The 22,339-nt window shown below is 42.4% G+C and carries 19 protein-coding genes; 7 read left to right on the top strand and 12 right to left on the bottom strand.

Going from position 1 to position 22,339, the window contains the following annotated elements:
* Positions 1 to 147 precede the first annotated feature (147 nt).
* Positions 148 to 1,080, top strand: a complete 933-nt coding sequence (locus tag AAEU31_RS07355; RefSeq protein WP_135926160.1) for a porin — start codon at positions 148 to 150, stop codon at positions 1,078 to 1,080.
* A gap of 104 nt (positions 1,081 to 1,184) precedes the next feature.
* Here the strand turns inward: AAEU31_RS07355 and recG are convergent, their stop codons facing one another.
* The 3 genes from recG to asnC are packed head-to-tail and all read right to left on the bottom strand — an operon-like array spanning position 1,185 to position 4,526.
* Entirely contained in the window at positions 1,185 to 3,266 is a 2,082-nt protein-coding gene (gene recG, locus AAEU31_RS07350; RefSeq protein WP_421966880.1) for an ATP-dependent DNA helicase RecG, read from the bottom strand.
* A 40-nt stretch (positions 3,267 to 3,306) separates the two neighbouring features.
* Positions 3,307 to 4,023: a tRNA (guanosine(18)-2'-O)-methyltransferase TrmH gene (gene trmH / locus AAEU31_RS07345; protein WP_421966879.1), complete on the bottom strand. Its 717-nt coding sequence runs from the start codon at positions 4,021 to 4,023 to the stop codon at positions 3,307 to 3,309.
* A gap of 44 nt (positions 4,024 to 4,067) precedes the next feature.
* Positions 4,068 to 4,526 carry a transcriptional regulator AsnC gene (gene asnC, locus AAEU31_RS07340; RefSeq protein WP_062567385.1) on the bottom strand — a complete coding sequence of 153 codons (459 nt, stop codon included), beginning with the start codon at positions 4,524 to 4,526 and terminating at the stop codon, positions 4,068 to 4,070.
* Positions 4,527 to 4,723: 197 nt separating this feature from the next.
* Between asnC and asnA the strand changes: the two genes are divergently transcribed.
* Positions 4,724 to 5,719, top strand: a complete 996-nt coding sequence (gene asnA, locus AAEU31_RS07335) for an aspartate--ammonia ligase (RefSeq protein WP_421966878.1) — start codon at positions 4,724 to 4,726, stop codon at positions 5,717 to 5,719.
* Positions 5,720 to 5,767: 48 nt separating this feature from the next.
* Here asnA and AAEU31_RS07330 read toward each other — a convergent pair whose 3' ends face one another.
* The 6 genes from AAEU31_RS07330 to AAEU31_RS07305 form a co-directional block, all read right to left on the bottom strand.
* Entirely contained in the window at positions 5,768 to 7,372 is a 1,605-nt protein-coding gene (locus AAEU31_RS07330; protein WP_138557035.1) for a flagellar assembly protein A, read from the bottom strand.
* Positions 7,373 to 7,779: 407 nt separating this feature from the next.
* Entirely contained in the window at positions 7,780 to 8,172 is a 393-nt protein-coding gene (locus AAEU31_RS07325) for a RidA family protein (RefSeq protein ID WP_135926155.1), read from the bottom strand.
* A gap of 11 nt (positions 8,173 to 8,183) precedes the next feature.
* The gene (gene spoT, locus AAEU31_RS07320) at positions 8,184 to 10,289 is read right to left on the bottom strand and encodes a bifunctional GTP diphosphokinase/guanosine-3',5'-bis pyrophosphate 3'-pyrophosphohydrolase (protein WP_421966877.1); all 2,106 of its coding nucleotides are present in this window, start codon (positions 10,287 to 10,289) and stop codon (positions 8,184 to 8,186) included.
* 130 nt (positions 10,290 to 10,419) lie between these two features.
* A complete protein-coding gene (gene rpoZ, locus AAEU31_RS07315) occupies positions 10,420 to 10,695 on the bottom strand; it encodes a DNA-directed RNA polymerase subunit omega (RefSeq protein ID WP_036973056.1) in 276 nt (91 codons plus the stop codon).
* 103 nt (positions 10,696 to 10,798) lie between these two features.
* On the bottom strand, positions 10,799 to 11,419 hold the full coding sequence (gene gmk, locus AAEU31_RS07310; protein WP_135926153.1) for a guanylate kinase: 621 nt from the start codon (positions 11,417 to 11,419) through the stop codon (positions 10,799 to 10,801).
* 162 nt (positions 11,420 to 11,581) lie between these two features.
* Positions 11,582 to 12,508: a manganese-dependent inorganic pyrophosphatase gene (locus AAEU31_RS07305; protein ID WP_421966876.1), complete on the bottom strand. Its 927-nt coding sequence runs from the start codon at positions 12,506 to 12,508 to the stop codon at positions 11,582 to 11,584.
* 151 nt (positions 12,509 to 12,659) lie between these two features.
* Between AAEU31_RS07305 and AAEU31_RS07300 the strand changes: the two genes are divergently transcribed.
* The 5 genes from AAEU31_RS07300 (at position 12,660) to AAEU31_RS07280 (ending at position 19,803) form a co-directional block, all read left to right on the top strand.
* A complete protein-coding gene (locus AAEU31_RS07300; RefSeq protein WP_421966875.1) occupies positions 12,660 to 13,151 on the top strand; it encodes a hypothetical protein in 492 nt (163 codons plus the stop codon).
* A gap of 11 nt (positions 13,152 to 13,162) precedes the next feature.
* Positions 13,163 to 13,972: a bifunctional DNA-formamidopyrimidine glycosylase/DNA-(apurinic or apyrimidinic site) lyase gene (gene mutM / locus AAEU31_RS07295; protein ID WP_138557032.1), complete on the top strand. Its 810-nt coding sequence runs from the start codon at positions 13,163 to 13,165 to the stop codon at positions 13,970 to 13,972.
* A 74-nt stretch (positions 13,973 to 14,046) separates the two neighbouring features.
* Entirely contained in the window at positions 14,047 to 15,273 is a 1,227-nt protein-coding gene (locus AAEU31_RS07290; protein ID WP_199527350.1) for an efflux RND transporter periplasmic adaptor subunit, read from the top strand.
* Between the two features lie 2 nt (positions 15,274 to 15,275).
* Positions 15,276 to 18,413: an efflux RND transporter permease subunit gene (locus AAEU31_RS07285; RefSeq protein WP_421966874.1), complete on the top strand. Its 3,138-nt coding sequence runs from the start codon at positions 15,276 to 15,278 to the stop codon at positions 18,411 to 18,413.
* Entirely contained in the window at positions 18,406 to 19,803 is a 1,398-nt protein-coding gene (locus AAEU31_RS07280; RefSeq protein ID WP_421966873.1) for an efflux transporter outer membrane subunit, read from the top strand. The genes AAEU31_RS07285 and AAEU31_RS07280 overlap by 8 nt, the downstream gene beginning before the upstream one ends.
* Positions 19,804 to 19,838: 35 nt before the next feature.
* Here AAEU31_RS07280 and AAEU31_RS07275 read toward each other — a convergent pair whose 3' ends face one another.
* From AAEU31_RS07275 to AAEU31_RS07265, 3 genes are read right to left on the bottom strand one after another with little or no spacing between them, the layout of a single operon-like run.
* Positions 19,839 to 20,327 carry a DUF3299 domain-containing protein gene (locus tag AAEU31_RS07275; RefSeq protein ID WP_235382234.1) on the bottom strand — a complete coding sequence of 163 codons (489 nt, stop codon included), beginning with the start codon at positions 20,325 to 20,327 and terminating at the stop codon, positions 19,839 to 19,841.
* Positions 20,328 to 20,335: 8 nt separating this feature from the next.
* On the bottom strand, positions 20,336 to 21,652 hold the full coding sequence (locus AAEU31_RS07270) for an ABC transporter permease (protein WP_421966872.1): 1,317 nt from the start codon (positions 21,650 to 21,652) through the stop codon (positions 20,336 to 20,338).
* Entirely contained in the window at positions 21,639 to 22,337 is a 699-nt protein-coding gene (locus tag AAEU31_RS07265) for an ABC transporter ATP-binding protein (RefSeq protein WP_421966871.1), read from the bottom strand. Before AAEU31_RS07265 ends, AAEU31_RS07270 begins: the two co-directional genes overlap by 14 nt.
* Between the last annotated feature and the right edge of the window lie 2 nt (positions 22,338 to 22,339).

Genomic DNA, 22,339 nt, shown 5'->3' with positions numbered 1-22,339 from the left:
TACGTTTTTATTTCAGAAATAATTATATTTCGTGAAGCTAAATTGACGATTTTGTTTCAATTGTCATCTTTTTGTCATTTTTCGCTGTCACACTGCGCGCATTGAAACACAACATGTGTTTTTTGTTGCGATTATTGAGGAAACGACATGAAATTTGCAAAGTCTAGCTTATTCCTAGCTTTATTTGGTGGCTTATCTTTTTCTGCATTAGCTGATGTAGATGTATATGGTAAAGCAAACGTGACTGTTCAATCATCAGATGATGGCGAAGGGTCTTTCACAGAAATTAAAAGCAATAACTCACGTTTTGGCTTAAAAGGCTCAGAGAAAATCTCTGAAGGCTTAGAAGCGGTTTATAAATTTGAGTTTGGTGTTGACGTATCTGACGCTGATTCAAAAGGCGACAATGATGACAACATCACTGCACGTAACCAATATGTAGGTCTTAAAGGCAGCTTTGGTCAGGTTGTTATCGGTCGTAACGATACAGCTATGAAGCAATCTCAGGGTAAAATTGATTTATTCAATGACCTTGAAGCAGATATCAAAAATGGTTTCAAAGGCGAAAACCGTTTAGGTGACACAATTTCTTATGCTTCTAAAGATTTCAGTGGCTTCAAAGTATTAGCAACGTATGTGGCTGAAGATGATGTAGATGCTGATAACGGTTACTCAGTAGCGCTAACTTACGGCGATGCAAAACTTAAAGAAAGCAAACTTTATGCATCAATTGCAGCTGACAGCGAAGTAAAAGGTTACGACATTGTTCGTGCAACAGTGCAAGGTAAAGTTGGTGACTTCAAACTAGGTGCTATGTACCAAACACAAGAGAAAGTGGATGGTAGTGCAGAAGCTGATGGTTACTTAGTAAATGCTGCTTACCAAATGAATAGCAACACTTTCAAAGTACAATACCAAGTAATTGACTTTGATGAAGGCGATAAGAAAACAGCTATCTCTGCAGGTGTTGATCACAAGCTTAGCAAAAACACGAAAGTATTTGGTTTCTACTCAACGTTTGATACAGATAATCAAGTTGACCAAGATTACTTAGGTGTTGGTATTGAATACAAGTTCTAATCCAACCCTTGGATAACTCCCTAACTTGTCAGCCCAGCTTATTAGCTGGGCTTTTTTATTGTTTAGTAGGAAATTTATAAATCAGATTGCGCTTTGATTTGCGATCAAGCCTGTGCGTAGTTTGATTTGCCAGCAAGCCAACGTTGAATCAATTTATCGGTAAGCTCTGGATAGTCGTTCAAAATTTTGAAGGCAATGGGTCTTACATGGTCGAGTGTTTGTTTGTCGCGGTTTAGGTCAGCAATTTTAAATTCAGCTAGGCCTGTTTGTTTGGTTCCAAGTACTTCGCCTGGGCCACGAATTTCAAGATCTCGTTCAGCAATCACAAAACCATCATTACTTTCACGAAGCACCCCTAAGCGTTTTTGCGCTGTGGCTGACAATGGTGCATGATAAAGTAAAACACAGTGTGATGCAGTTGCCCCGCGACCAACACGACCACGCAGCTGGTGGAGTTGTGCAAGCCCCAGCCGTTCAGGGTTTTCAATAATAATAAGGCTAGCATTAGGCACATCAACACCCACTTCAATCACCGTTGTGGCAACGAGTACATGAATATTACCTGCTTTAAACTCGCTCATAATGGCTTGTTTTTCAGTGGCTTTCATTCGGCCATGTACTAAGCCGACGTTTAGTTCGGGTAGTGCTGCTTTTAATTGCTCTGCGCTATCTTCTGCGGCTTGGCATTGTAGCACTTCAGATTCATCAATCAGGGTGCAAACCCAATACACTTGCCGGCCTTGATCTGTACATGCGGTTTTAACGCGTTGAATGATTTCGTCTCGACGGGCATCAGGAATAGCCACCGTTGTAATGGGCGTTCTACCCGGTGGTAATTCATCAATTACTGAGGTTTCTAAGTCTGCGTAGGCTGTCATGGCTAAAGTACGCGGAATAGGCGTTGCAGTCATCACTAATTGGTGTGGGTAACAGTCACCAAAACGGCCTTTTTCACGCAGTGATAAGCGCTGATGAACACCAAAGCGGTGTTGTTCATCGATGATGATTAGCACCAGATTATTAAACTCGACCTGCTCTTGGAATAACGCATGGGTGCCAACAATCATTTGTGCTTCCCCTGAGGCTATTTTTTCAAGAGTGGTTGAGCGCTCTTTACCTTTGCTTTTACCACCTAACCAAGCGACTTCAATGCCTAATTGATTAAACCATTGGCTAAAGTTGATGCCATGCTGCTCGGATAAAATCTCAGTAGGTGCCATTAAAGCTACTTGGTAGCCTTCGCTGATCGCGGTGAGTGCACTAAGTGCTGCAACTAAGGTTTTACCTGAACCTACATCGCCCTGTACTAAGCGCATCATCGGAAACGGGTGTTGTAAGTCACCTTTTATTTCTGCCACGACACGACTTTGCGCGTTGGTTGGGCTGAAGGCTAAATTTGCTAAAAACTGTTGCTCAAGTTGGTTATGGGGCTTTAAAGGGACTGCTTTTACGGCTTGCCCTTTTTGGCGTAACTTTAAAAGGCTTAAATTTTGCGCAAGTAACTCTTCAAACACTAACCGTTGCTGGGCAGGGTGCATACCTTGTTCAAGGGCGGTTAAATCAACATCGTTTTGTGGGCGATGTAAGGTCATTAACGCATCGGCTAAGCTCATTCCGGTTGGTTGAAACTGTTCTGGTAGTAATTCTTCTACCGGGTATTTAGACAATAGCGCAAGCGCTTGATCGCTAAGCGCGCGAATAGATAATTGTTTTAGCCCTTCGGTAACAGGATAAACCGGCGTGAGCGTGGTATTTGTAGGTTGCTCTGAAGGGGTATCCGATAGGCTGTATTCAGGGTGCGTCATTTCAAAACCAACACGACCACGGCGTATTTCACCAAAGCAGCGAATGATCTTACCTGCACTTAAAGCATTTTTTTGAGCTGCGCTAAAGTTAAAAAAACGCAGCGTTAAACGGCCCGTGCCATCGTTAATTTGGCAAACCAGCATGCGTCTTTTACCAAAGGTGATTTGGCTGGTTTCAATGGTGGCTTCAACACTAACATGGCTATGCGGTTGTAGTTCGCAAATTGGGTGAATACGGGTGCGGTCTTCATAGCGGTGAGGCAAATGAAACAGCATGTCTTGCACCGTATGAATATTTAGCTTAGCGAGGCGCTCGGCCATTTTCGGGCCGACGCCTTTTAATTCTGTGATTGGGTATAATGCTAAGCTAGGGTGACTCAAAGGTGACTCAAATTGTTAATTAGTAGACTATTTTTTCAGTTTACTTGCACTCGTTAGAGGCATCAAGCGATTGCGTATGTTTTAAGGTATGCCAAAACGCTTCATCAGCAACAATGTCGCCGTTTTCATCAAGCTCAGGATAAGGCAGTTCCTTTTCTCGGCATTGCTCAGCAATAATAGGGTGGCAGCCTTCAAATAAAATACGATGCTTAACTTTAGCATCAAGCATATTGCGGTCGTAGAGCCCGGCTACTTCTCTTTGGCGCTGTGCTTCAAATAGAATAAGTGCAGCAGCAACAGATACATTAAGAGACTGCACCATGCCTTGCATTGGAATGATGATGTGCTTATCGGCATGTTCAAGTGCCCGAGGTGAAATTCCATCTCGCTCTTGGCCAACAATAACAGCTGTCGGTTTGGTGTAATCAATGTCACGAAAATCAACGGCATCATCACTGAGATTAGTTGCTAAAATTTGTACCTCAGGATTATGGGCACGCATTGTGGCTACAGCCTCATCAATATTGCGGTGCAAATGAGTTTCAAGCCAATTCTTACTACCGCCTGAGGTATTGTTAGTTAACCACTTTTGGTTATCGGGCCACACTGCATGTACATGATGACACCCCGTGGCATCTGCTGTGCGGGCAATGGCTGATAAATTATGATGTTTATGTACTTCTTCTAAACAAACCGTTAGGTCCGTTTGGCGGCGATCTAACACGCGCTTTACACGCTCAAAGCGAGTTGTATCCATAGTTGTGTGCTCGTTGACGGATTCTAATTGGCGCTGATTATACCCTAGGGAACAACAGCACGGCTAATTGGGTTTTGAAGTGAGATCAGCGTTTCTGTTGATTGAATAGCTTCAATCGCTTGGATTTTATTGATCAGTACATCTTGTAAGTGATCAATTGAGCGAGCCATCACTTTAATAAAAATACTGTAATTTCCCGTGGTGTAATAGGCTTCAACCACTTCTTCTAGCTCTTTTAGGTGCAGCAAGGTTTGCGGATAATCACGGGCGTTATTGAGGTTAATACCAATAAAACAACAGACATCATAACCAAGTTGTTTAGCATTAATACTCACTTGTGTGCCTGTAATAATACCTGCTTGTTTCATTTTTTCGACTCGTACATGAATAGTACCCGCGCTCACAGCAAAGCGTTTAGCAAGTTCTGCATACGCTGTTCGGGCATTTTCCATTAATGCGTTAAGGATGTTTTTATCGAGATTATCGATTTGATAATTTTCCATAGTATTTCTTGTTGCTAATTGTTGAATCAGTAATTTTTATAGCATTATTTTTATGAAAATTTCAATGTTAAGTTCTTTTTGTTGATGGTTATTGAAAATAATCTTGTTTTAGTTGAGGATTGCTTTATCGGAGAAAGCCAAGCAGCGGGCTTTTCTCATAAAGCAAGTAACAATAACTGGGAATGAGGCCAATTATTATGAGTTCACACTATCTGCAGCAACAGCAGCAAATTAGTAAAGTAAAACAGTTCTTTTCAAGCCAATTAGAACAACAATTAGGGTTAGTTGAAGTACAAGCACCAATCTTGGCAAAGGTGGGCGATGGTATTCAAGATAATCTAAGTGGTACTGAAAATGCTGTATCGGTCGCAGTAAAAACAATTCCTGGTAGTCAATTTGAAGTAGTTCATTCTTTAGCTAAGTGGAAGCGTAAAACCTTGGCTGATTACGGTTTTTCAGTAGGTGAGGGGCTCTATACGCATATGAAAGCGCTTCGCCCTGATGAAGAGTCACTTAGCCCAATTCATTCAGTGTATGTTGATCAATGGGATTGGGAAAAAGTAATTTGCGAGAGCACGGAGCTTACTCTTGATAAGCTGAAAGAAACTGTTACATCACTTTATCAGGCGATTAAAGCAACCGAGCGCTTTGTAGCGAGTGAATTTGATTTAACGCCGTTTTTGCCTGAGCAAATCACCTTTATACATAGTGAGCAGTTGCGCCAGATGTATCCTGACTTTACTGCGAAACAACGTGAAAAAGCGGTGGCGCAAGAATACGGTGCAGTATTCTTAATTGGTATTGGTGGCACACTTGCCGATGGTAAAATTCATGACGTACGAGCACCAGATTATGACGATTGGTCAACGCAAACATGCAGCAAATTTGCAGGCTTAAATGGTGATATTTTAGTTTGGAATCCTGTGCTTGAAGATGCTTTTGAAATATCTTCAATGGGCATTCGCGTAAGCCCTGATGCTTTAGCTACTCAGTTAGCGATTACTGGCGATCAGGCTCGCTTAGAGTTTGATTGGCATAAACAGCTACTTGCGAAAAAGTTTCCGCAAACAATAGGTGGTGGTATTGGTCAATCTCGACTGGCTATGTTGCTGTTACAAAAGCAGCACATTGGACAAGTACAAGTAGGTGTTTGGCCTGAACAACTAAAACAGCAAGTGGAAGGAATTCTTTAAATTAAGATTAATGACCCTGGTAAAAAGAGGCTTTAAGCCTCTTTTTTATTAACTGGTTTTGAACTCTACCTCAACCTTGTTTTCTTCAAGCTTGACCTTACACGGTGGGTATTGGCGGTTTGTACGCAATACTTTGTCGAAAATATGAATTTCTACACCAGAGTGCAGTGTTTTATTAACAATGAGCTTTGCGTCTTCAAGTAAGTCATGTAGGTGGTTCTCAAGCGTTGATAGTTTTTTTTCTAACATTTCAGCTTGCTCACAGTAATGCATTTGTGTGGCACCTATTTTAGCGAGTAACAGTTTTTTCTTCTCAACATCTTTTACTTGATCCGCTTTTTCTATTGCTTCTTGAAGAGTGTCGAGTTGTGAGTCTGTCTGCGCAAGATCTTTTAGGCATTGATCTGTTTGTGCGGTGACGTCGGCACCTGATGCTGCTAAGTTTATTAACATTTTTGCGCCAGATTCATTGCCAATTTCACCAGCAATAACCATTTGTGCATCTAAAATCTCACCGCCAAACAGTTTGCCCTGTGGGTTATCCTCTTGACCAACTTGTAACAGCTTAGTGGCCTTCATGACACAGTGGCTAGATTGACGTTCAATAAGGATATTATTCGCTTCTAAGTAGCAGTATTGGCCATGAGATAAGTGAATATCACCTTGGCAAATAATATTACAGGAAAGACTTTTATCTTCTAGCTGATGACCAATGACGCCTTGCTTTATTGTGATGTTGCCAGCGGCGGATAAGTTACCTGACTCAACGGTGCCCATTACGGTAATGTCGCCTTTGGCGTTAATACGCATGCCCGGTTCAACGTTGTGAGTAACAATGACGCTACCTTCAAAGTCTACGTGACCACTTTTTACGTTTACATCGGCGATAGTAAAAATATCATCTACGCGCATTCCGTTGGCGATCTCAACCGGCACACCTGCAATGACAGAAATAAGTTCTAGTGGGTTGTTTTTAGAGATTTCGGTGCCTTCACCTGCGACCAAAGTGAGGCTCTCTCCCGGTTTGGCGGGAAGTACATCGCCTGTTACTGTAAAGCCTTCTTTTCCTGGAGTCGCTGGAATTTGCTTAATCAACAGCACGCCGGGCTCAACGCTAGCTAATTTACCAAAATCACGCATATCAACAGTGCCATCTTCGCGAAGTTTTGGTTTTTTTAGGCGATCTTTTAGTGTTTCGACTTGTGGCACAAACTTGGATGGCTGACCATCAATTGGAAGACGGCCTTTTGCTAGAACACCTTCTGTTTTGGTGCCTGCTGGTAATTCAAATTGCTGTTGTAATAACTTTTCTAAAAATGCCTGTTTGTAACCTCGTGCTACACCTGCTTTTATTAGCTCTTTTTTGGCGTCTTCTAAGCTCATAACTTTGCCGCCTTCAGCGACTGTTAATTCGCCTATCGCCTGCATTTTGTCATCACTTATTTTTACTTCTAGGGTTGCATCATGTTTAGAGGCAACAACGAGCGTACGCTCATTCGATTCACTTTTAAAAAAGTTATTAATAGAGTCGTGATCAACTCGGCACTCACTATAAGGTGATTTCTCAAGTGCTTCGATGATAAATGCAGCACTTGGTGGCGAATGTTCATGAACATCTAATAAAACGTTGCCATTGTGAGCGAGCTTAAACACGTGGAGATCCTTTTATACAACAATAGTGAAAGGGTTACTTAGTAAACCCAAACCATCTCAAAAATTTAGCTTCTAACTGGTATTCAAGCGCTTCTAATAAGGTTTTGATTCACATAATGGTAAAAATCAATAACGCAATATAAATCGCTTTTAAACCAATCGTTTGAACATTTCTTTGAGCCTAATGTTTATCGGTGGTACTTCTTCAAATAAATTGCCAACAAAGGCAAAGTAATACGTTGATATTAAGCCTATTTAAAATGCAAACTATGACATTTTGAGGTGATCTGAATACCTTTACTATACAGATTGCTAGAGAATCGTTGGTGAGTCAAGAATTTCGGATGAGGTAAAATAGAAATTTGTCAATAAAAGTGCCAGCAACAAATAGCTGCTGGCATAGCTGATTAGTTTGTTGAAGGCAACTCCATGATACCGTCAATCTCAATTTGCACACCTTTTGGTAAAGCGCTAATACCAATTGCAGCGCGTGCAGGGTAAGGCTGCTTGAAGTATTGGCTCATAACTTCGTTAACAATCGCAAAGTTTGATAAGTCAGTTAAGAAGATATTTACTTTCACCATATCTTGAATTTGACCACCAGCAGCTTGGCAAACAGCAGATAAATTTTTGAATACTTGGTGCGTTTGTTCAGTAAAGTCTTCTGAGATCACTTCCATTGTTTCTGGCACTAATGGAATTTGACCTGATAAATAAACAGCCGTGCCTACTTTAACTGCTTGGCTGTAAGTACCGATTGCTGCAGGCGCATTATCAGTAGAAATAAATGATTTGTTCATAATTATCCTTGTTACTTTTTACGATAGACTCTTTGTACATCAGGCATCACGCGAATGCGGCGCATAATGTTGGCAACGTGAATACGGTTTTTAACCGTGATACCTAGGTCTATCATGTATAAATTGCTTTCTTTTTCATCGGTGGCTATCTCAACTATGTTAGCTTGGGTTGAGGCTACAACATTGGTTAATTTAGCCAGCGCACCCTGATGATTGATGATCTCAATACGCAGAGCGGCTATATATTCTTTTTCTGGGTTATCGTCCCATTTTACAACTAAGTATTTTGAGCGTTCTTTTTCCCAGCCTCGAATGTTCTTACATTCTTGGCGGTGGACAGTCAGACCCTTACCTTGGCTGATATGAGCTGTGATGGCATCACCTGGTACAGGACGGCAGCATTTAGAATAGTTAACTAACATGCCTTCTGTGCCTATGATTGTTGCTTTGGCTTTTTTGGCGATGTCGTTTATATCTTCAACATCGTCTTGCATCAAGCGTTTAGCAATTAATACGCTCATAAGATTACCTGAACCAATCTCTACGAGTAATTCAAGTAAAGTATTTAGATTATGTTCTTGTAATACTCGACGGATATTTTCATCTGGGATGTCATCTAATTTTGACTCACCAAGTGCAGAATCTAATAAACGGCGACCAAGCAACATCGCTTCTTCATGTTGTTGGCTTTTCAGATAGTTACGTATACCTAAACGTGCTTTACCAGTTACAACAAAGTTTAGCCACGTCGCATTTGGGTGCGCGCCAGAGCTGGTGATTACCTCAACAGTTTGCCCAGTATCGAGAGGTTTGCTCAAAGGGTGAGGTTTACGGTTTACTCTTGCACCCACACAGGTATTACCTACGTCTGTATGTACTGCATATGCAAAGTCAACAGCGGTTGCTCCCATTGGGAGCTCAACGATACGGCCATCTGGCGTGAAAACATAAATTTCCTCTGGGAAGAGTTCAGTTTTAACGTTTTCTACAAATTCAAATGATGAACCAGCACTTTGTTGCAATTCAAGTAAGCTTTGCATCCATTGGCGAGCGCGTTGTTGCGCAGTATGTCCTGCGTTATCACCGGCTTTTTTATACATCCAATGTGCCGCTACCCCTTTGTCTGCCATATGATCCATATCGTGAGTGCGAATTTGAATCTCAACAGGAATACCATGCGGCCCAACCAAAGAGGTATGTAAAGATTGGTAACCGTTGGTTTTAGGAACCGCTATATAATCTTTAAAGCGGGTTTCAATTGGCTTATAAAGGTTATGTGCCACACCTAGTACGCGGTAACAGGTATCCATGTTATCGACATTGATCCGAAACGCGTAAATATCCATCACTTCGTTAAATGACAGCTCTTTATTTAGCATCTTCTTGTAAATGCTATATAGATGCTTTTCTCGGCCAGAAATGGTGGCGTCGATACCTGATTCTTCTAAGCGTGCTTCTATTTCTGTTTTAATATTGCTAATGACTTCTTTTCGGTTTCCACGGGCTTTGATAACCTCTGATTTCAAAGCGCGATGACGCATTGGGTATAACGCTTGAAAACCTAAATCTTCCAATTCGTTTTTAATATCATGGATACCTAAGCGATTGGCTATCGGGGCATAAATTTCGAGAGTTTCACGGGCAATACGACGGCGTTTGTCTGGGCGAAGTGCGCCTAAGGTGCGCATGTTGTGAGTTCGGTCAGCAAGTTTAATTAAGATCACGCGAATATCTTGGGTCATCGCCATGATCATTTTTCGATAATTTTCAGCCTGAAATTCTTTTTTATCTTTAAAGCTGAGTTTATCTAGCTTACTCACTCCTTCAACAAGCTCAGCAACGGTCTCGCCAAAAATTTCGGCTAAGTCTTGCTGGCTAAAATCGGTATCTTCAATCACATCATGCATCAGGGCTGCCATGAGTGTTTCATGGTCTAAGTGCATGCCGGCAAGTATTTGTGTAACTTCAACTGGATGAGTGATGTAAGGCTCGCCGCTTGAGCGAGTTTGGCCTTCGTGAGCTTCACGGGCGACCACGTATGCTTTTTGAACCAGCTCTATTTCAGCAGGTGGCAAATATTCGGTTATTTTCTTTTTTAGGCCTTCGAATAGATACAAAGTCACACTCCAATGCGCAAATGAAGTAAATCGGTAACGGTATGAATAGAATATACGATGAAAAGAAGGGCTTGCCAACGGCTAGTGTTGAAATACTAGCCGTTAAGCTAAATCAAAGCAGGGCGCTTGATTATTGGTTGCCACCAACGATAGCAGCAACAGCAGCCATTTCTGCTGCTTCTTGATGTTGTTGCTCTTCACGGTCGATCAGGTCCATAGACGAGCTATTTACTAACCCTTTCTCAATTTCACGTAGAGCAATTACAGTAGGTTTATCATTTTCAGCATCAACGAGTGGATCTTTACCACCAACCGCGATTTGGCGGGCACGACGAGCCGCAACTAAAATTAAGTCAAAACGATTACCAATTGCATCTACTGCATCTTCAACAGTTACGCGAGCCATCTTAGCACTCCAAATAAATTCTTAAGCAAAGGCGTAGTTTACTGTACCAAGTTAAATTCGCCAATAGCTTGTGGTTAATTTTTATCTTATTCTTAAAAAAGTATTATTTAAGTAAGTTCTCTAATAGCGCCTGATGGCGCACAGTTTGGCTTTTTAACGATAAACGTTTAGCCATCACGATCGTTTCGATTTCTGAAAGTGCAGTTTCAAAGTCATCGTTTACAACAACGTAATCATATTCATTGTAGTGGGAAGTTTCAGATTGTGCTTTTGCCATCCGTCCGGCAATTACTTCTTGTGAATCTTGACCACGATTATTTAAACGTGATTCAAGTTCTTCTTTTGACGGCGGAAGAATAAAGATAGTCTCAACATCATCAACTAATTTACGAATTTGCTGAGCACCTTGCCAGTCAATATCTAAAAATACGTCGATTCCAGCGTCTAACTGACTCTCGATTGCTTGTTTAGAAGTACCGTAGTAATTATCAAAAACTTGCGCCCATTCAAAAAAGTCATTTTTCTCGATCAATGCTTTAAACGCTTCAACAGAAACAAAATGATAGTGAACACCGTTTTCTTCACCTGGTCGAGGTGAACGAGTCGTGTGTGATACTGACACTTTCATATCGTTGTGTTTTTTTAGTAAAGCACTTATAAGACTTGATTTTCCTGCACCAGAAGGAGCCGATAAGATAAATAAATTTCCGCGAGTTTGCGCCATGATCTGTCTCTAATAAAAAATAAATAGGCTTGGACTATTGCTAACCCAAGCCTTTAATTTATCCATTGTACTTTATTTCGCTAAATGCGCTCAAGTTCACACAAGCGAACCTTTAACATTAAGGAATAAGCTGTATAGATAATCTAAACAGTCTTTTGCAAATTAGATTTTTGCGAAAGCGTCTTGTAGTGGAGGTACTACTTGCTTCTTACGGCTTAATACACCATCTAACCAAACGCGACCGTCTTCTGATTTAACATCATAAGCAGCTTCGATTACTGCTACGTCATCAGACGCAATTAGCATTTCAGAGCCTTCTTTCATGATATCAGTTAACAGGAGTAATACTGAGTGGCGGCTGCCTTCTTCTTTAAGCTTTGCGATGTCTGCTTCAAGATCTGCTTTGATTTCATCAAATACAGCAAGGTCGATAACTTCTAGCTGGCCAATACCTACTAGCTTACCGTTCATATTGAAGTCTTTGAAATCACGCATTACTAAATCGCGTGCTGGCGTGCCTTCAACTGCTGATTTAACCTTGAACATTTCCATGCCAAGTTCTTTGAAATCTTCAATACCAGCGATTTCAGCAAGTGCTTCAACACACTTGATATCAGCCGTTGTGCAAGTTGGTGATTTAAAGATCACAGTGTCGCTTAGGATAGCGCATAACATGATGCCTGCGATATCTTTTGGAATTTCTACATTGTAGAAGTCATACATCATTTTGATGATGGTGTTTGAACAACCAACTGGGCGGATCCAACATTCAAGTGGTGTTGACGATGTTAAGTCGCCTAGTTTGTGGTGATCAACAACACCCACAACACGTGCTTCATCGATGTCATCAGGTGCTTGTGTTTTTTCTGTGTGGTCAACGATATAAACGTCTTCGCCTGCGTAGCTAAGTTTTAGCTCAGGTGCTTCGAAACCGAATTTATCTAGGATAAATTGTGTTTCAGGTGATACTTCACCTAAACGCGTCGGGATCGCAGGTTCATTGATCTGGTTTTTTAAGTAAGCAAGCGCAATTGCACCGCAAATTGAATCTGAATCAGGGATCTTATGACCCACTACATACATTGACATTGACGGAACTCCTTTAAATTTGGCGGATATTTTAGCAAAGTATCGACAGATTGATACATAACAGACATGAAATTTTGTTGATCAATTACAACTGCCAATTAATGTCCTTTTTGGTTACACTTTAAGATATTGAAAACTGAGGAAGATACTGATGCGTTTGAGCCGAAAAGCATGGAATAATGTGGTGATTATTTCGATGCTACTGATGATTTTTTTCTTCAATGGCCTACATAAAAAGCTCAATACTCAGCCCGTTGAAGAAGGAGTGCAAGCGTTACTCCCAGAGCAAAGCTTCATTTTGGCGATGGCATTTCCAGAATTAAAAATAGAGCGTATCGGCACCTCTTGGCGTAGCCAGTCATTGCAAGAAGCCTCTTGGCAAGGCGATGAACAACAGCTCGAACAACTCGTTGAGCTTTGGCAACATCAAAAACTCACTATTGCCAGTATTCCTGTTAGTCAAATTTCTCAGTCGTCAGCAGATTATGTTGCTTCTGTGTGGTTAGCCGGGGAGCAATTGCCTGCTGTTTATCAGTTGTACCATATAGATAGTAAATATTATTTATTAGATAAGCGGTTACAGCGGGTGTTTGTGCTTGAGCAAGCTGATGCCGCTAAGTTATTTCCGTTATACCCGTTTTAAGAGAGTCTCAGATGCCTGAATTACCTGAAGTTGAAGTGAGTCGGTTGGGGATCACCCCACATGTACTGGGTCAAACTGTTGCTAAAGTAAATATTCACAATGCGAGCATGCGTTGGCCAGTGCCGGATGATGTCTATCAATTACAAGGCCTTAAAGTGACATCAATTGAGCGCAGAGCAAAATATTTACTACTCGGCTGTGAGCTCGGTAGTGTTATTTTGCACTTGGGGATGTCGGGTAATTTGCGTGTTGTTAATGCAGATGAACCATTGAAAAAACACGATCATATTGAGTTTATTTTGGCTTCAGGTAAAGCGTTGCGGCTTAACGATGCTCGTCGCTTTGGTGCTTGTTTATGGCAGGCGCCAGGTGAATGCCATACTTTGTTGAGTAAGCTTGGGCCGGAGCCATTAACAGATGAGTTTGTTGCACAGCGTGTTTACGAACAGTCGAGAAACAAAAAAGTACCGATTAAACAGTTTATTATGGATAACGCGGTGGTAGTTGGTGTAGGTAATATCTACGCTAATGAATCGTTATTTAAAGCGGGGATCCATCCAAAGCGAGAAGCTGGCAAGGTTTCTTTGCAGCGTTATCAGCAATTAGTGCCTATTATTAAAGAGACACTCGCTGCAGCCATCACGCAAGGCGGCACAACGTTAAAAGATTTTGCTCAAAGTGATGGTAAGCCAGGTTATTTTGCCCAGCAATTACTGGTGTATGGCCGCAAAGGTGAGCCATGTGTTAATTGCGAGGAGCCATTAAAAGAAATTAGATTAGGACAAAGAAGCACAGTGTACTGCTCTAATTGTCAAAAATAACAACGAATCCCTCATCTATGTAGTATTGCAACAGATAGCAAGATAGAGACAGGCTTAAGGAATGAGAAGGTTGTATGCTATTAAACAAATACCTCATAGGATATGTGTTGGTAATGGTGCTTGTTGGTTGCTCAAAAGAGCAACCAAACGAGGTAATTGAAGAAGTTGTTACTGCTAAGGTCAAACAGTTTGATGTGCCATTATACGGAAACTACGTGGCACGCACAGATGCGTCGCTGGATGTTGAAGTACGCGCGCGGATCACAGGCTTTGTAGAAAGTGTTGAGTTTGTCGAAGGAAGCTGGGTTGATGAAGGGGATTTGCTCTATACCATTGACGATAGACCCTACCGAGCCAAGCTTAATCGCGTTAAAGCGGCGCTGCAAAAAGACCAAGCAGCGTTGGCTAAAGCCAAACGGGATGTAACTCGATTAAAACCCCTTTACGAGCAAGATGCAGCAAGCCAGCTCGACTACGACAACGCTATTTCTATTCAAGAGCAAGCGCAAGCGTCATTATCAGCAACCCAAGCAGAGCTTGAAGAAACGAAGCTCGAACTCGAATATACCCGCATTACAGCGCCAATTAGTGGCATGGTAGGTAGCTCTGAAGCTGATTTAGGTGCGCTAGTCGGCACTAACGGTATTTCTTTGTTAACCACTATTCAGCAAATAGATCCTATCTACGTTAATTTTAATATGTCGGCACTTGATTACTTAAACGCAAAACGCCGTATGAGTAGTTTGATGGATCAGCTACAAGCCGAACAAAAAGGTAAAGCGCTTGAAGGATTCGTGCGTATTTCTTTGCCAGATGGCAGCGAATATCGCTACTGGGGTGATGTGAGCTTTACTGACCCTAAGATTAGCCCGAAAACAGGCACCTTTAAAGTACGGGCACAATTACCCAATCCCGACAGTGAGTTATTACCAGGCCAATATACTAAAGCGCGTATAAAGTTGTCGCAGATCAGTAACGCCATTGTAGTACCTGAAGAGGCTACGCAAGTTGAGCAAGGTGGTATTTATGTGATGGTGGTGCTTGATTCAGGTGTGATAGAGCGGCGCTTTATTGTTGTTGAGCATTATGGTGAGCAAGGTATTGTGGTCAGCGGTGGCTTGAGTGCGGGTGAACTAGTCGTGGTTAAAGGCTTGCATCGTATTCGTCATGGCCAACAAGTGAAAGCGATTTCACTCGAGGAGTTTGAAAAGCATCAACTAACCCCAAACGCCGATCATCAACTGCTCGCCCCAGATAAACCTGCAAAACAGGAAGATAAAAATAAAGCGCAGGGAGTTTAATTATGTTTTCGCATTTTTTTATTAAGCGCCCGGTATTTGCCATTGTTATTTCGCTAGTTATTTTACTCACTGGCCTGGTCTCGCTTTTTACTTTGCCAATTGATCAATACCCCGATATCGCTCCGCCATCGGTTAAAGTGTCGGCTTCATTCCCGGGAGCAACCGCCGAAACCGCATCTGAATCTGTAGCTATTCCACTTGAGCAAGAATTAAATGGCACGCCAAACATGTTGTATATGGAGTCAAAGGCCACTAACTCGGGGAGTGTTGGGATCACACTCACCTTTGATGTTGGCACCGACCCAGATCTCGCCCTTGTTGATGTGCAAAATACTGCAAGCCAAGCTGGCAGTAATTTACCTGTTGATGTGCAAACTGAAGGGGTGAATGTATCTAATGAAAGCTCAGTCGAGCTTTTGAAGCTAGCGCTGACATCTGATGACCCTCGCTATGACGAAATCTACTTGAGTAACTATGTCAGCATTAATGTTGAGGCGGCTTTAAAGCGCGTACCTGGTGTTGGGCGAGTTCGTAATACCGGCTCGCGCTCTTATGCTATGCGGGTCTGGTTAAAACCTGACATTTTAGCGGGCTATGAATTAACCGTGAATGATGTGAGTGCAGCAATCAAAGCACAAAACAAAGAGGCCGCTGCCGGTGAGATAGGTGCACAACCTATGAAAGATGCCATTAAACTTAACTTTCCGGTACGAGCGCAAGGAAGGCTTAATAAGGTTGATGAGTTTAATAATATTATGCTGCGAGTTAATAGTGATGGCTCGATGATTCGCTTGCGGGATGTCGCAAGGGTTGAGCTGGCTTCCTCTGCGTATACCTTAAACTCAAAACTCAATGAACAACCAGCCACTATTTTACAGGTTTATATGTTGCCAGGCTCTAATGCATTAGCGGTTACTGAGCGTGTTAAGGCAGAGATGGAACGCTTGAGCGCGGCTTTTCCGAAGGGAGTGAAATGGCAGCTTTTTTATGATGCCTCTGAGTTCATCAAGCTGTCGATTAATGAGGTGATCAATACCCTTATTCAAGCACTAGTTTTAGTGATTTTAGTGGTGTACTTATTTTTGCAAAATTGGCGAACGACCTTGATACCTGCTTTAGCTGTGCCGGTGTCGATAATTGGTACTTTTATCGCCTTGGCTGCATTTGGTTTTACCATCAACAATGTCAGTTTATTGGCTATGGTTTTGGCAATCGGTATCGTCGTTGATGATGCGATTGTGGTGGTCGAAAGTGTTGAGCGACTGATCAATGAGCAAAATATGGAGGTAGTTGCTGCCACTAAACAAGCCATGACAGAGCTTTCAGGTGCCATAGTAGCAACGTCTTTAGTACTTGCGGCAGTGTTTGTGCCGGTGTCGTTTTTAGCCGGTATTACGGGCATTATGTACCGTGAATTTGCGATTTCAATTACCGTTGCCGTGCTCATATCAACCTTAGTTGCTTTAACCTTGAGCCCCGCTTTATGTGCGATTTTCTTAAAACCTAGTACCCCCTCAAAGATTAAGATTTTTGTTAAGTTTAATAGCTGGCTTGAAGGTGTTGGCGAAAAATACACCTGGCTCGTAAAGGCTAGCTGTGCAAAAGCAAAACGCAGCTACATTGCCTTTTTTATTATGTTAGTAGGAGGCTATTTTATGTTTAGCCAACTACCAAGCAGCTTTATGCCGCAAGAAGATCAAGGGCGCTTTTTTGTTGATATTACCTTGCCAGATGCGGCAACGGTTTCACGTACTAATGAAGTAATAAGCAAAGCAAACCAATTTGTTATGAGCCATGCGGGGGTGGCTTATTCATTCACTCTAGCGGGTGAAAACCGCCGTGCTGGTAGTGCGCAATCGCATGGTCAAATGGAGGTTATTTTACAACCTTGGCAAGTGCGTGCGGAGCAAGGATTTACGGTCACAAGTGTGATGAATGATATACGTAAGCAGCTGTATGCCATTCCCGATGCTGAGTTTAATGTGTTTCAACCATCAGCTGTGGCAGGGCTTGGTTCGGGCTCTGGCGTTGAGTTTGCACTACAAGAAAAAACAGGAGGCAACTTAACAAGCCTAGTTGAATCGCTTGAGGTTTTACTGGCAAATTTAAATAACCGCCCTGAAGTTGCTAAAGCAAGTAGCTCACTGCGTGGCTCAGTACCTCAGCTGTTTTTAGAGTTAGATAGAGAAAAAGCCATGGCATTAGAGGTGCCGATTGCCGATGTCTACAGCACAATGAAAGTGCTTACTGGCTCATCAACAATTAACGACTTTAATTTATTTGGCCGAGTTTATCGGGTTAAAGTTCAAGCTGAAGATGAATTTAGAGCACGCCCTGAAAACCTCAACGAATTTTATGTGCGTTCTAAAAATGGCGCTATGGTGCCATCAAATGTGCTTGCTAAGCTTAATCTAACAACCGGTCCGTCTGCGATAAATCGCTTTAATATGTTTACCAGTGCCATGGTGAATGTGTCACCAGCTACTGGCTATGCATCGGGTGACGTGATTAAAGTAATTAAAGAGGAAGTGGCTAAATTACCAACAAATATTGGCTATGAATGGACAGGCTTAACTTATCAAGAAATTCGCTCATCCGGTCAACTAGGCATTGCGGTGAGTTTGGCGATTGTGTTTGTTTTTTTGTTTTTAGCAGCGCTTTATGAAAGTTGGGCATTACCATTTGCAGTATTGCTTATCAGCCCTATTGCCATGTTAGGGGCCTCTATATTGACCTTGGTGACAGGGCATGAAAACAACTTATTTTTTCAAGTCGCATTTATTGCATTGATAGGCCTTGCTGCGAAAAACTCTATATTGATTGTTGAAGTGGCTAATCAGCTTTATCAAGAAGGTATGAATGCCGTTGATGCTGCAATAGAAGCCGCCCGTTCTCGTTTTCGACCCATCTTAATGACCGCAGCCTCTTTTGTGCTTGGCGTTTTGCCGTTAGTACTTGCCTCTGGCCCCGGAGCAGTTGGTCGGCAGTCGGTTTCTATGCCTATTTTAGGGGGGATGTTACTGGCAAGCTCTATTGGCATCATTTTAGTGCCACTGTTTTTTATTACCGCGGCACGCTTTGTGAAAAAACAGCAAGCACCCGCCTCTAAAGTGTTAGCAAAGGAGCAAGTTGATGCATAAATTGTTGCCATTGTTTTGTTTTGCTTGCTTACAAGGCTGTGCTGTTGGCCCTGATTTTGAAGTGCCTGAGCATAGCAAAGTCACTAACTTTATGGGGGCCGCAGCAACGCCACAGTCTGAAGCTTTAGCTGGCTGGAAGCAAATATATAGCGACCCACATTTGCAAAAACTGATTAGCCAAGCGCTGGTTAATAATCAAGATATGTTAATTGCGCAATCGAAAATTATCGAAGCGCGAGCTCGATATCGGATTACCGATGCCGCTTTATGGCCTGATGTAAGCTTAGGGCTTACTTCAGAACGAGAAGAAGAGCTTAATAGTAGCCCTGAAAACTCATTTGATTTAAAAGGTTACTTAAGTTGGGAGCTAGACTTATTTGGCAGTAATCGGCGCGCAAGCGAAGCCGCACTGGCAAATTATTATAGCCAAGAGCAAGCTCGAAATGCCTTGCAGCTCGCCTTGATTGCTGATGTGGCGCAGCAGTTTTTTGCCCTTAAAGAAGTTGAAGAGCAATTAAAAATTAGCTCAAGTACAATTAAGCTTCGTGAGAAAGAGCTTGAAATTGCGCGTATTCGCAAAAAAGGCGGTATTATTTCAGGGCTAGAACAACGCCAAGCAGAAGTAGAGTTAGAATCAGCAAAGGTGAAGATCCCGCCATTACAGCACAGTGAAAGGCGGATTATTAATCAGTTAAAGTTTTTAATTGGTGATGCCAATGCTGATGTGCAAGGGGGTAATGAGTTATCTGTGCAAACCCTTCCTAAGCAACTACCAACAGGGTTACCTAGCGAACTGTTAAAGCGTAGGCCAGATGTGCAACAAGCAATGTATCAATGGCAAGCAGCAATGGCTGAGATTGGGGTCGCAAAAGCGGCGTTATTTCCAAAACTTAATTTGTATGCTGAGCTTGGTAGTGAAAGTACTGATTTTAGTGATTTGCTTGCCAGTAATTCGCAGGTTTGGTTGCTGGGCTCAGAGCTGTTAATGCCAATATTTAATATGGGCCGCAATCAGGCAAATTTAACGGTTGCGGAACAACGGGCTTATCAGGCAAGTATCAAATACCAAAAAACAGTGCTGGTGGCACTGCAAGAAGTGAGCAATCAGTTATCGAACTACCAGTCGGCAGAGCAAAGCTATGATGCGCAAAGAAGCTTGGTGCTCAGTAGTCAAGATTACTACCGCTTAGCACGCCTTAGGTATAGCAATGGTGTTGCCAGTTCACTTGACTTAATGGATGCGCAGCGGCAGTTATTTTCGGCAGAAATAGCGTTATCGCAGGCAAAGAATGACCGTCTGCAAAGCCTAGCAACACTCTATAAAGCCCTTGGTGGCGGATGGTATGAATTGAGCGAACAGGAATTAGAAAAAGAAAAAGTAGTGGATTAATTTAAAGAGCATGCAAAAGCATGCTCTTTAAACACTTATAACTCAAATGGTGCTACGCCAACGGCTTTCATCTTGTAGCCTACTTGAGCAATTTCACCAGACCAGGTTTCTGTGCTGATAACGCCTGTCACTACGATCGCATCGTACAGGCTTTCGATTGGCACACCGCCTTTAATAGTAACATGCACAATTTGGTTTGGTGGCGGTGGTGGTACGTGAATACACGCTCCAAAATAAGGCACTAGTAAAAACTCGGTGATCACTTCGCTATCGCCTTCTAGTGGTACCACAAAACCAGGCAAACTCACTGATTTTCCATCAAGCTCCTTTACCACAGGTGCATCAAGGTCTGGTTGCACCCAGTTTTGCTCGCTACCTTCATGGTTTGCTTGTGCTTGGGTGTCGATTTGGACATGACCTTTGGGAATTAAATCTTCCCAGAAAATTTCTTTTGGTGCGCCAGCATTGGCTGTAGCGCACATAAATAATGTGACTAAAGCGACGAGTTTTCGAAAAAACGGCATAACATTCCTTAAATTTTAATACTCATACCATCAGCAAGAGAGTAGAAATACGCACGGGTTGCAGGAATTAACCCAACAATAAAGCCTGCGACCATTATCGCAGCTAAGAGCATAAGTTCATAGGATGACAATAAAGCTATATTTAGGCTTATTCCGGCATGGCTTTGCAAGTAATCTGCGCCGAGTAGCATTAAAGCATAGAACAATGCGGTGCCAACAATGCAGCCAAGCCCTGTAATGAGTAACGATTCGACACTGATTAAGGTGAAAATATGCCAAGGCCGTGCGCCAACAGAGCGTAAAATAGCAAGCTCTCTGCGGCGTTGATTTAAGCTTGAAAGCAGGCTCGTTAACATGCCAAGTAAACTGATCAGTACCACGACAATAGAAAATAACAGCAAGATTTTTTCCACGATAGAAAGCATTTCCCAAAGTTCACGCAAGGTAACGCCCGGCATAATGGCAAGCAGTGCTTCATCTTTGTATTGGTTGATATTACGACGCACTTGTAAGGTATAAAGCGGAGAGTCAAAACCAAGTAAAAAAGCGGTTATTTGTTTTGGTGTACCCACTAAATCAACATCATCATGCTGGTCGTGGTCGTGGTCGTGGTCGTGGTCGTGGTCGTGGTCGTGGTCGTGGTCGTGGTCATTTGCATCAGCCTGAGCGGGTTGATGTTGATGAGCATGGCCGCCATGAATCTCATCAATTGCTGCCAGTGGAATATGTAGGGTTTTATCAACAGGCGTCCCCGTTGCTTTTAAAATACCAACCACTTTAAATGGGTTATCGTCATGGTTATGAAAGCTGGTATTGCCCATGCCGTGTGCAATCACCACTTCATCGCCAAGCTGATAGCCTAAGGTGTTGGCAACCTCAGCACCTAACACAACCTCAAACAAGTGATTAAATTCATGACCTTGTGAAAAGCTTAACGGTTGCTTTTTAGCAAAGCGATAGTGCTCAAAATAGTCTTTATTTGTGCCAAGCACAGCTAAGCCTTTGTGGCTGTCGCCAAGCGACATAGGAATAGCCCATTTTACGCCGCGTTGCCCTGTGATGTATTGGTAACTTTTCCAGCTCACGCCATTGTTAGCATGACCAATACGAAATACTGAAGACAGCAGTAGTTGGATGTCACCGGTACGTGCGCCAACAATTAAATCAGTGCCTGAAATTGTATTGCTAAAGCTACTTTTGGCATCGACTCGAACGCGCTCAATCGACATCAGTAGCATAACGCTAATTGCTATCGTAAATAACGTGAGTAGGGCGCTGGCTTTACGGTTTAATAAACTTTTCGCGGCGAGTTTAACGAGTAGCATGTGTGCCTCCTTGTAACTCGACAAGGCTGATACTACGAGTAAATAATGTTTGTAGTGTTTCATCATGGCTGACAAACACTAGCGTGCTATTTGCCGCGCTTGCTTGCTCAAATAATAATTTTACGAAGGCTTGGCGATTTTGTGTATCGAGTGCTGAGGTAGGTTCGTCAGCAATGATAATTTCAGGGCTGCCTATAAAAGCACGCGCAGCAGCCACTCTTTGTTGTTGACCAATACTAAGCTGCGCAACTGCTTGATGTTGCAAGGAATCATTTAGCCCTAAAGCACTGAGTAAGCGGCTTGCCTCTGCTGCTAATGTTGCACTATTTTTTAATGCGTTTGTTTGCCTTTGTTTTGAAAACTGGCATCCCAAAGTTACGTTTTCAATAGGGGATAAATAAGGTAATAGATTAAAGTTTTGAAAAATATACCCTATGTGGTCGGCACGAAAACGGTCACGTTGACTGTTGCTAAGCTCGTTTATCGCTTTATTAAGTAATTCGATACGACCTTGATTAGGAATAGTAACACCAGCGAGCAGTGATAATAAGGTTGATTTACCACAGCCGCTTGGACCATGAAGAAAAACATGTTCGCCTTGATCAATATCTAATTTAGTAATATTGATCGTCGGCTCAGGTTGTTTTGTGTGCCACTTGAATAGCACGTTTGCAAGCGTGATCATAA

The sequence above is a fragment of the Pseudoalteromonas thalassia genome (assembly GCF_049257215.1).
Classification (GTDB): domain Bacteria; phylum Pseudomonadota; class Gammaproteobacteria; order Enterobacterales; family Alteromonadaceae; genus Pseudoalteromonas; species Pseudoalteromonas lipolytica_C.
The sequence above is the reverse complement of the archived record's forward strand: the minus strand, read 5'-3'. Positions and strand labels throughout refer to the sequence as shown.

Bases quoted from the DNA above. Each gene is read 5' to 3' on its own strand.
- AAEU31_RS07355 (WP_135926160.1), top strand. From the start codon at position 148: ATGAAATTTGCAAAGTCTAGCTTATTCCTAGCTTTATTTGGTGGCTTA.
- asnA (WP_421966878.1), top strand. From the start codon at position 4,724: ATGAGTTCACACTATCTGCAGCAACAGCAGCAAATTAGTAAAGTAAAA.
- AAEU31_RS07325 (WP_135926155.1), bottom strand. From the start codon at position 8,172: ATGAACAAATCATTTATTTCTACTGATAATGCGCCTGCAGCAATCGGT.
- rpoZ (WP_036973056.1), bottom strand. From the start codon at position 10,695: ATGGCTCGCGTAACTGTTGAAGATGCAGTAGATGCAATTGGTAATCGT.
- AAEU31_RS07290 (WP_199527350.1), top strand. From the start codon at position 14,047: ATGCTATTAAACAAATACCTCATAGGATATGTGTTGGTAATGGTGCTT.
- AAEU31_RS07265 (WP_421966871.1), bottom strand. From the start codon at position 22,337: ATGATCACGCTTGCAAACGTGCTATTCAAGTGGCACACAAAACAACCT.
- asnC (WP_062567385.1), bottom strand. From the start codon at position 4,526: ATGGAAAATTATCAAATCGATAATCTCGATAAAAACATCCTTAACGCA.
- AAEU31_RS07285 (WP_421966874.1), top strand. From the start codon at position 15,276: ATGTTTTCGCATTTTTTTATTAAGCGCCCGGTATTTGCCATTGTTATT.
- AAEU31_RS07300 (WP_421966875.1), top strand. From the start codon at position 12,660: ATGCGTTTGAGCCGAAAAGCATGGAATAATGTGGTGATTATTTCGATG.
- gmk (WP_135926153.1), bottom strand. From the start codon at position 11,419: ATGGCGCAAACTCGCGGAAATTTATTTATCTTATCGGCTCCTTCTGGT.
- mutM (WP_138557032.1), top strand. From the start codon at position 13,163: ATGCCTGAATTACCTGAAGTTGAAGTGAGTCGGTTGGGGATCACCCCA.
- AAEU31_RS07305 (WP_421966876.1), bottom strand. From the start codon at position 12,508: ATGTCAATGTATGTAGTGGGTCATAAGATCCCTGATTCAGATTCAATT.
- AAEU31_RS07280 (WP_421966873.1), top strand. From the start codon at position 18,406: ATGCATAAATTGTTGCCATTGTTTTGTTTTGCTTGCTTACAAGGCTGT.
- AAEU31_RS07270 (WP_421966872.1), bottom strand. From the start codon at position 21,652: ATGCTACTCGTTAAACTCGCCGCGAAAAGTTTATTAAACCGTAAAGCC.
- AAEU31_RS07275 (WP_235382234.1), bottom strand. From the start codon at position 20,327: ATGCCGTTTTTTCGAAAACTCGTCGCTTTAGTCACATTATTTATGTGC.
- trmH (WP_421966879.1), bottom strand. From the start codon at position 4,023: ATGGATACAACTCGCTTTGAGCGTGTAAAGCGCGTGTTAGATCGCCGC.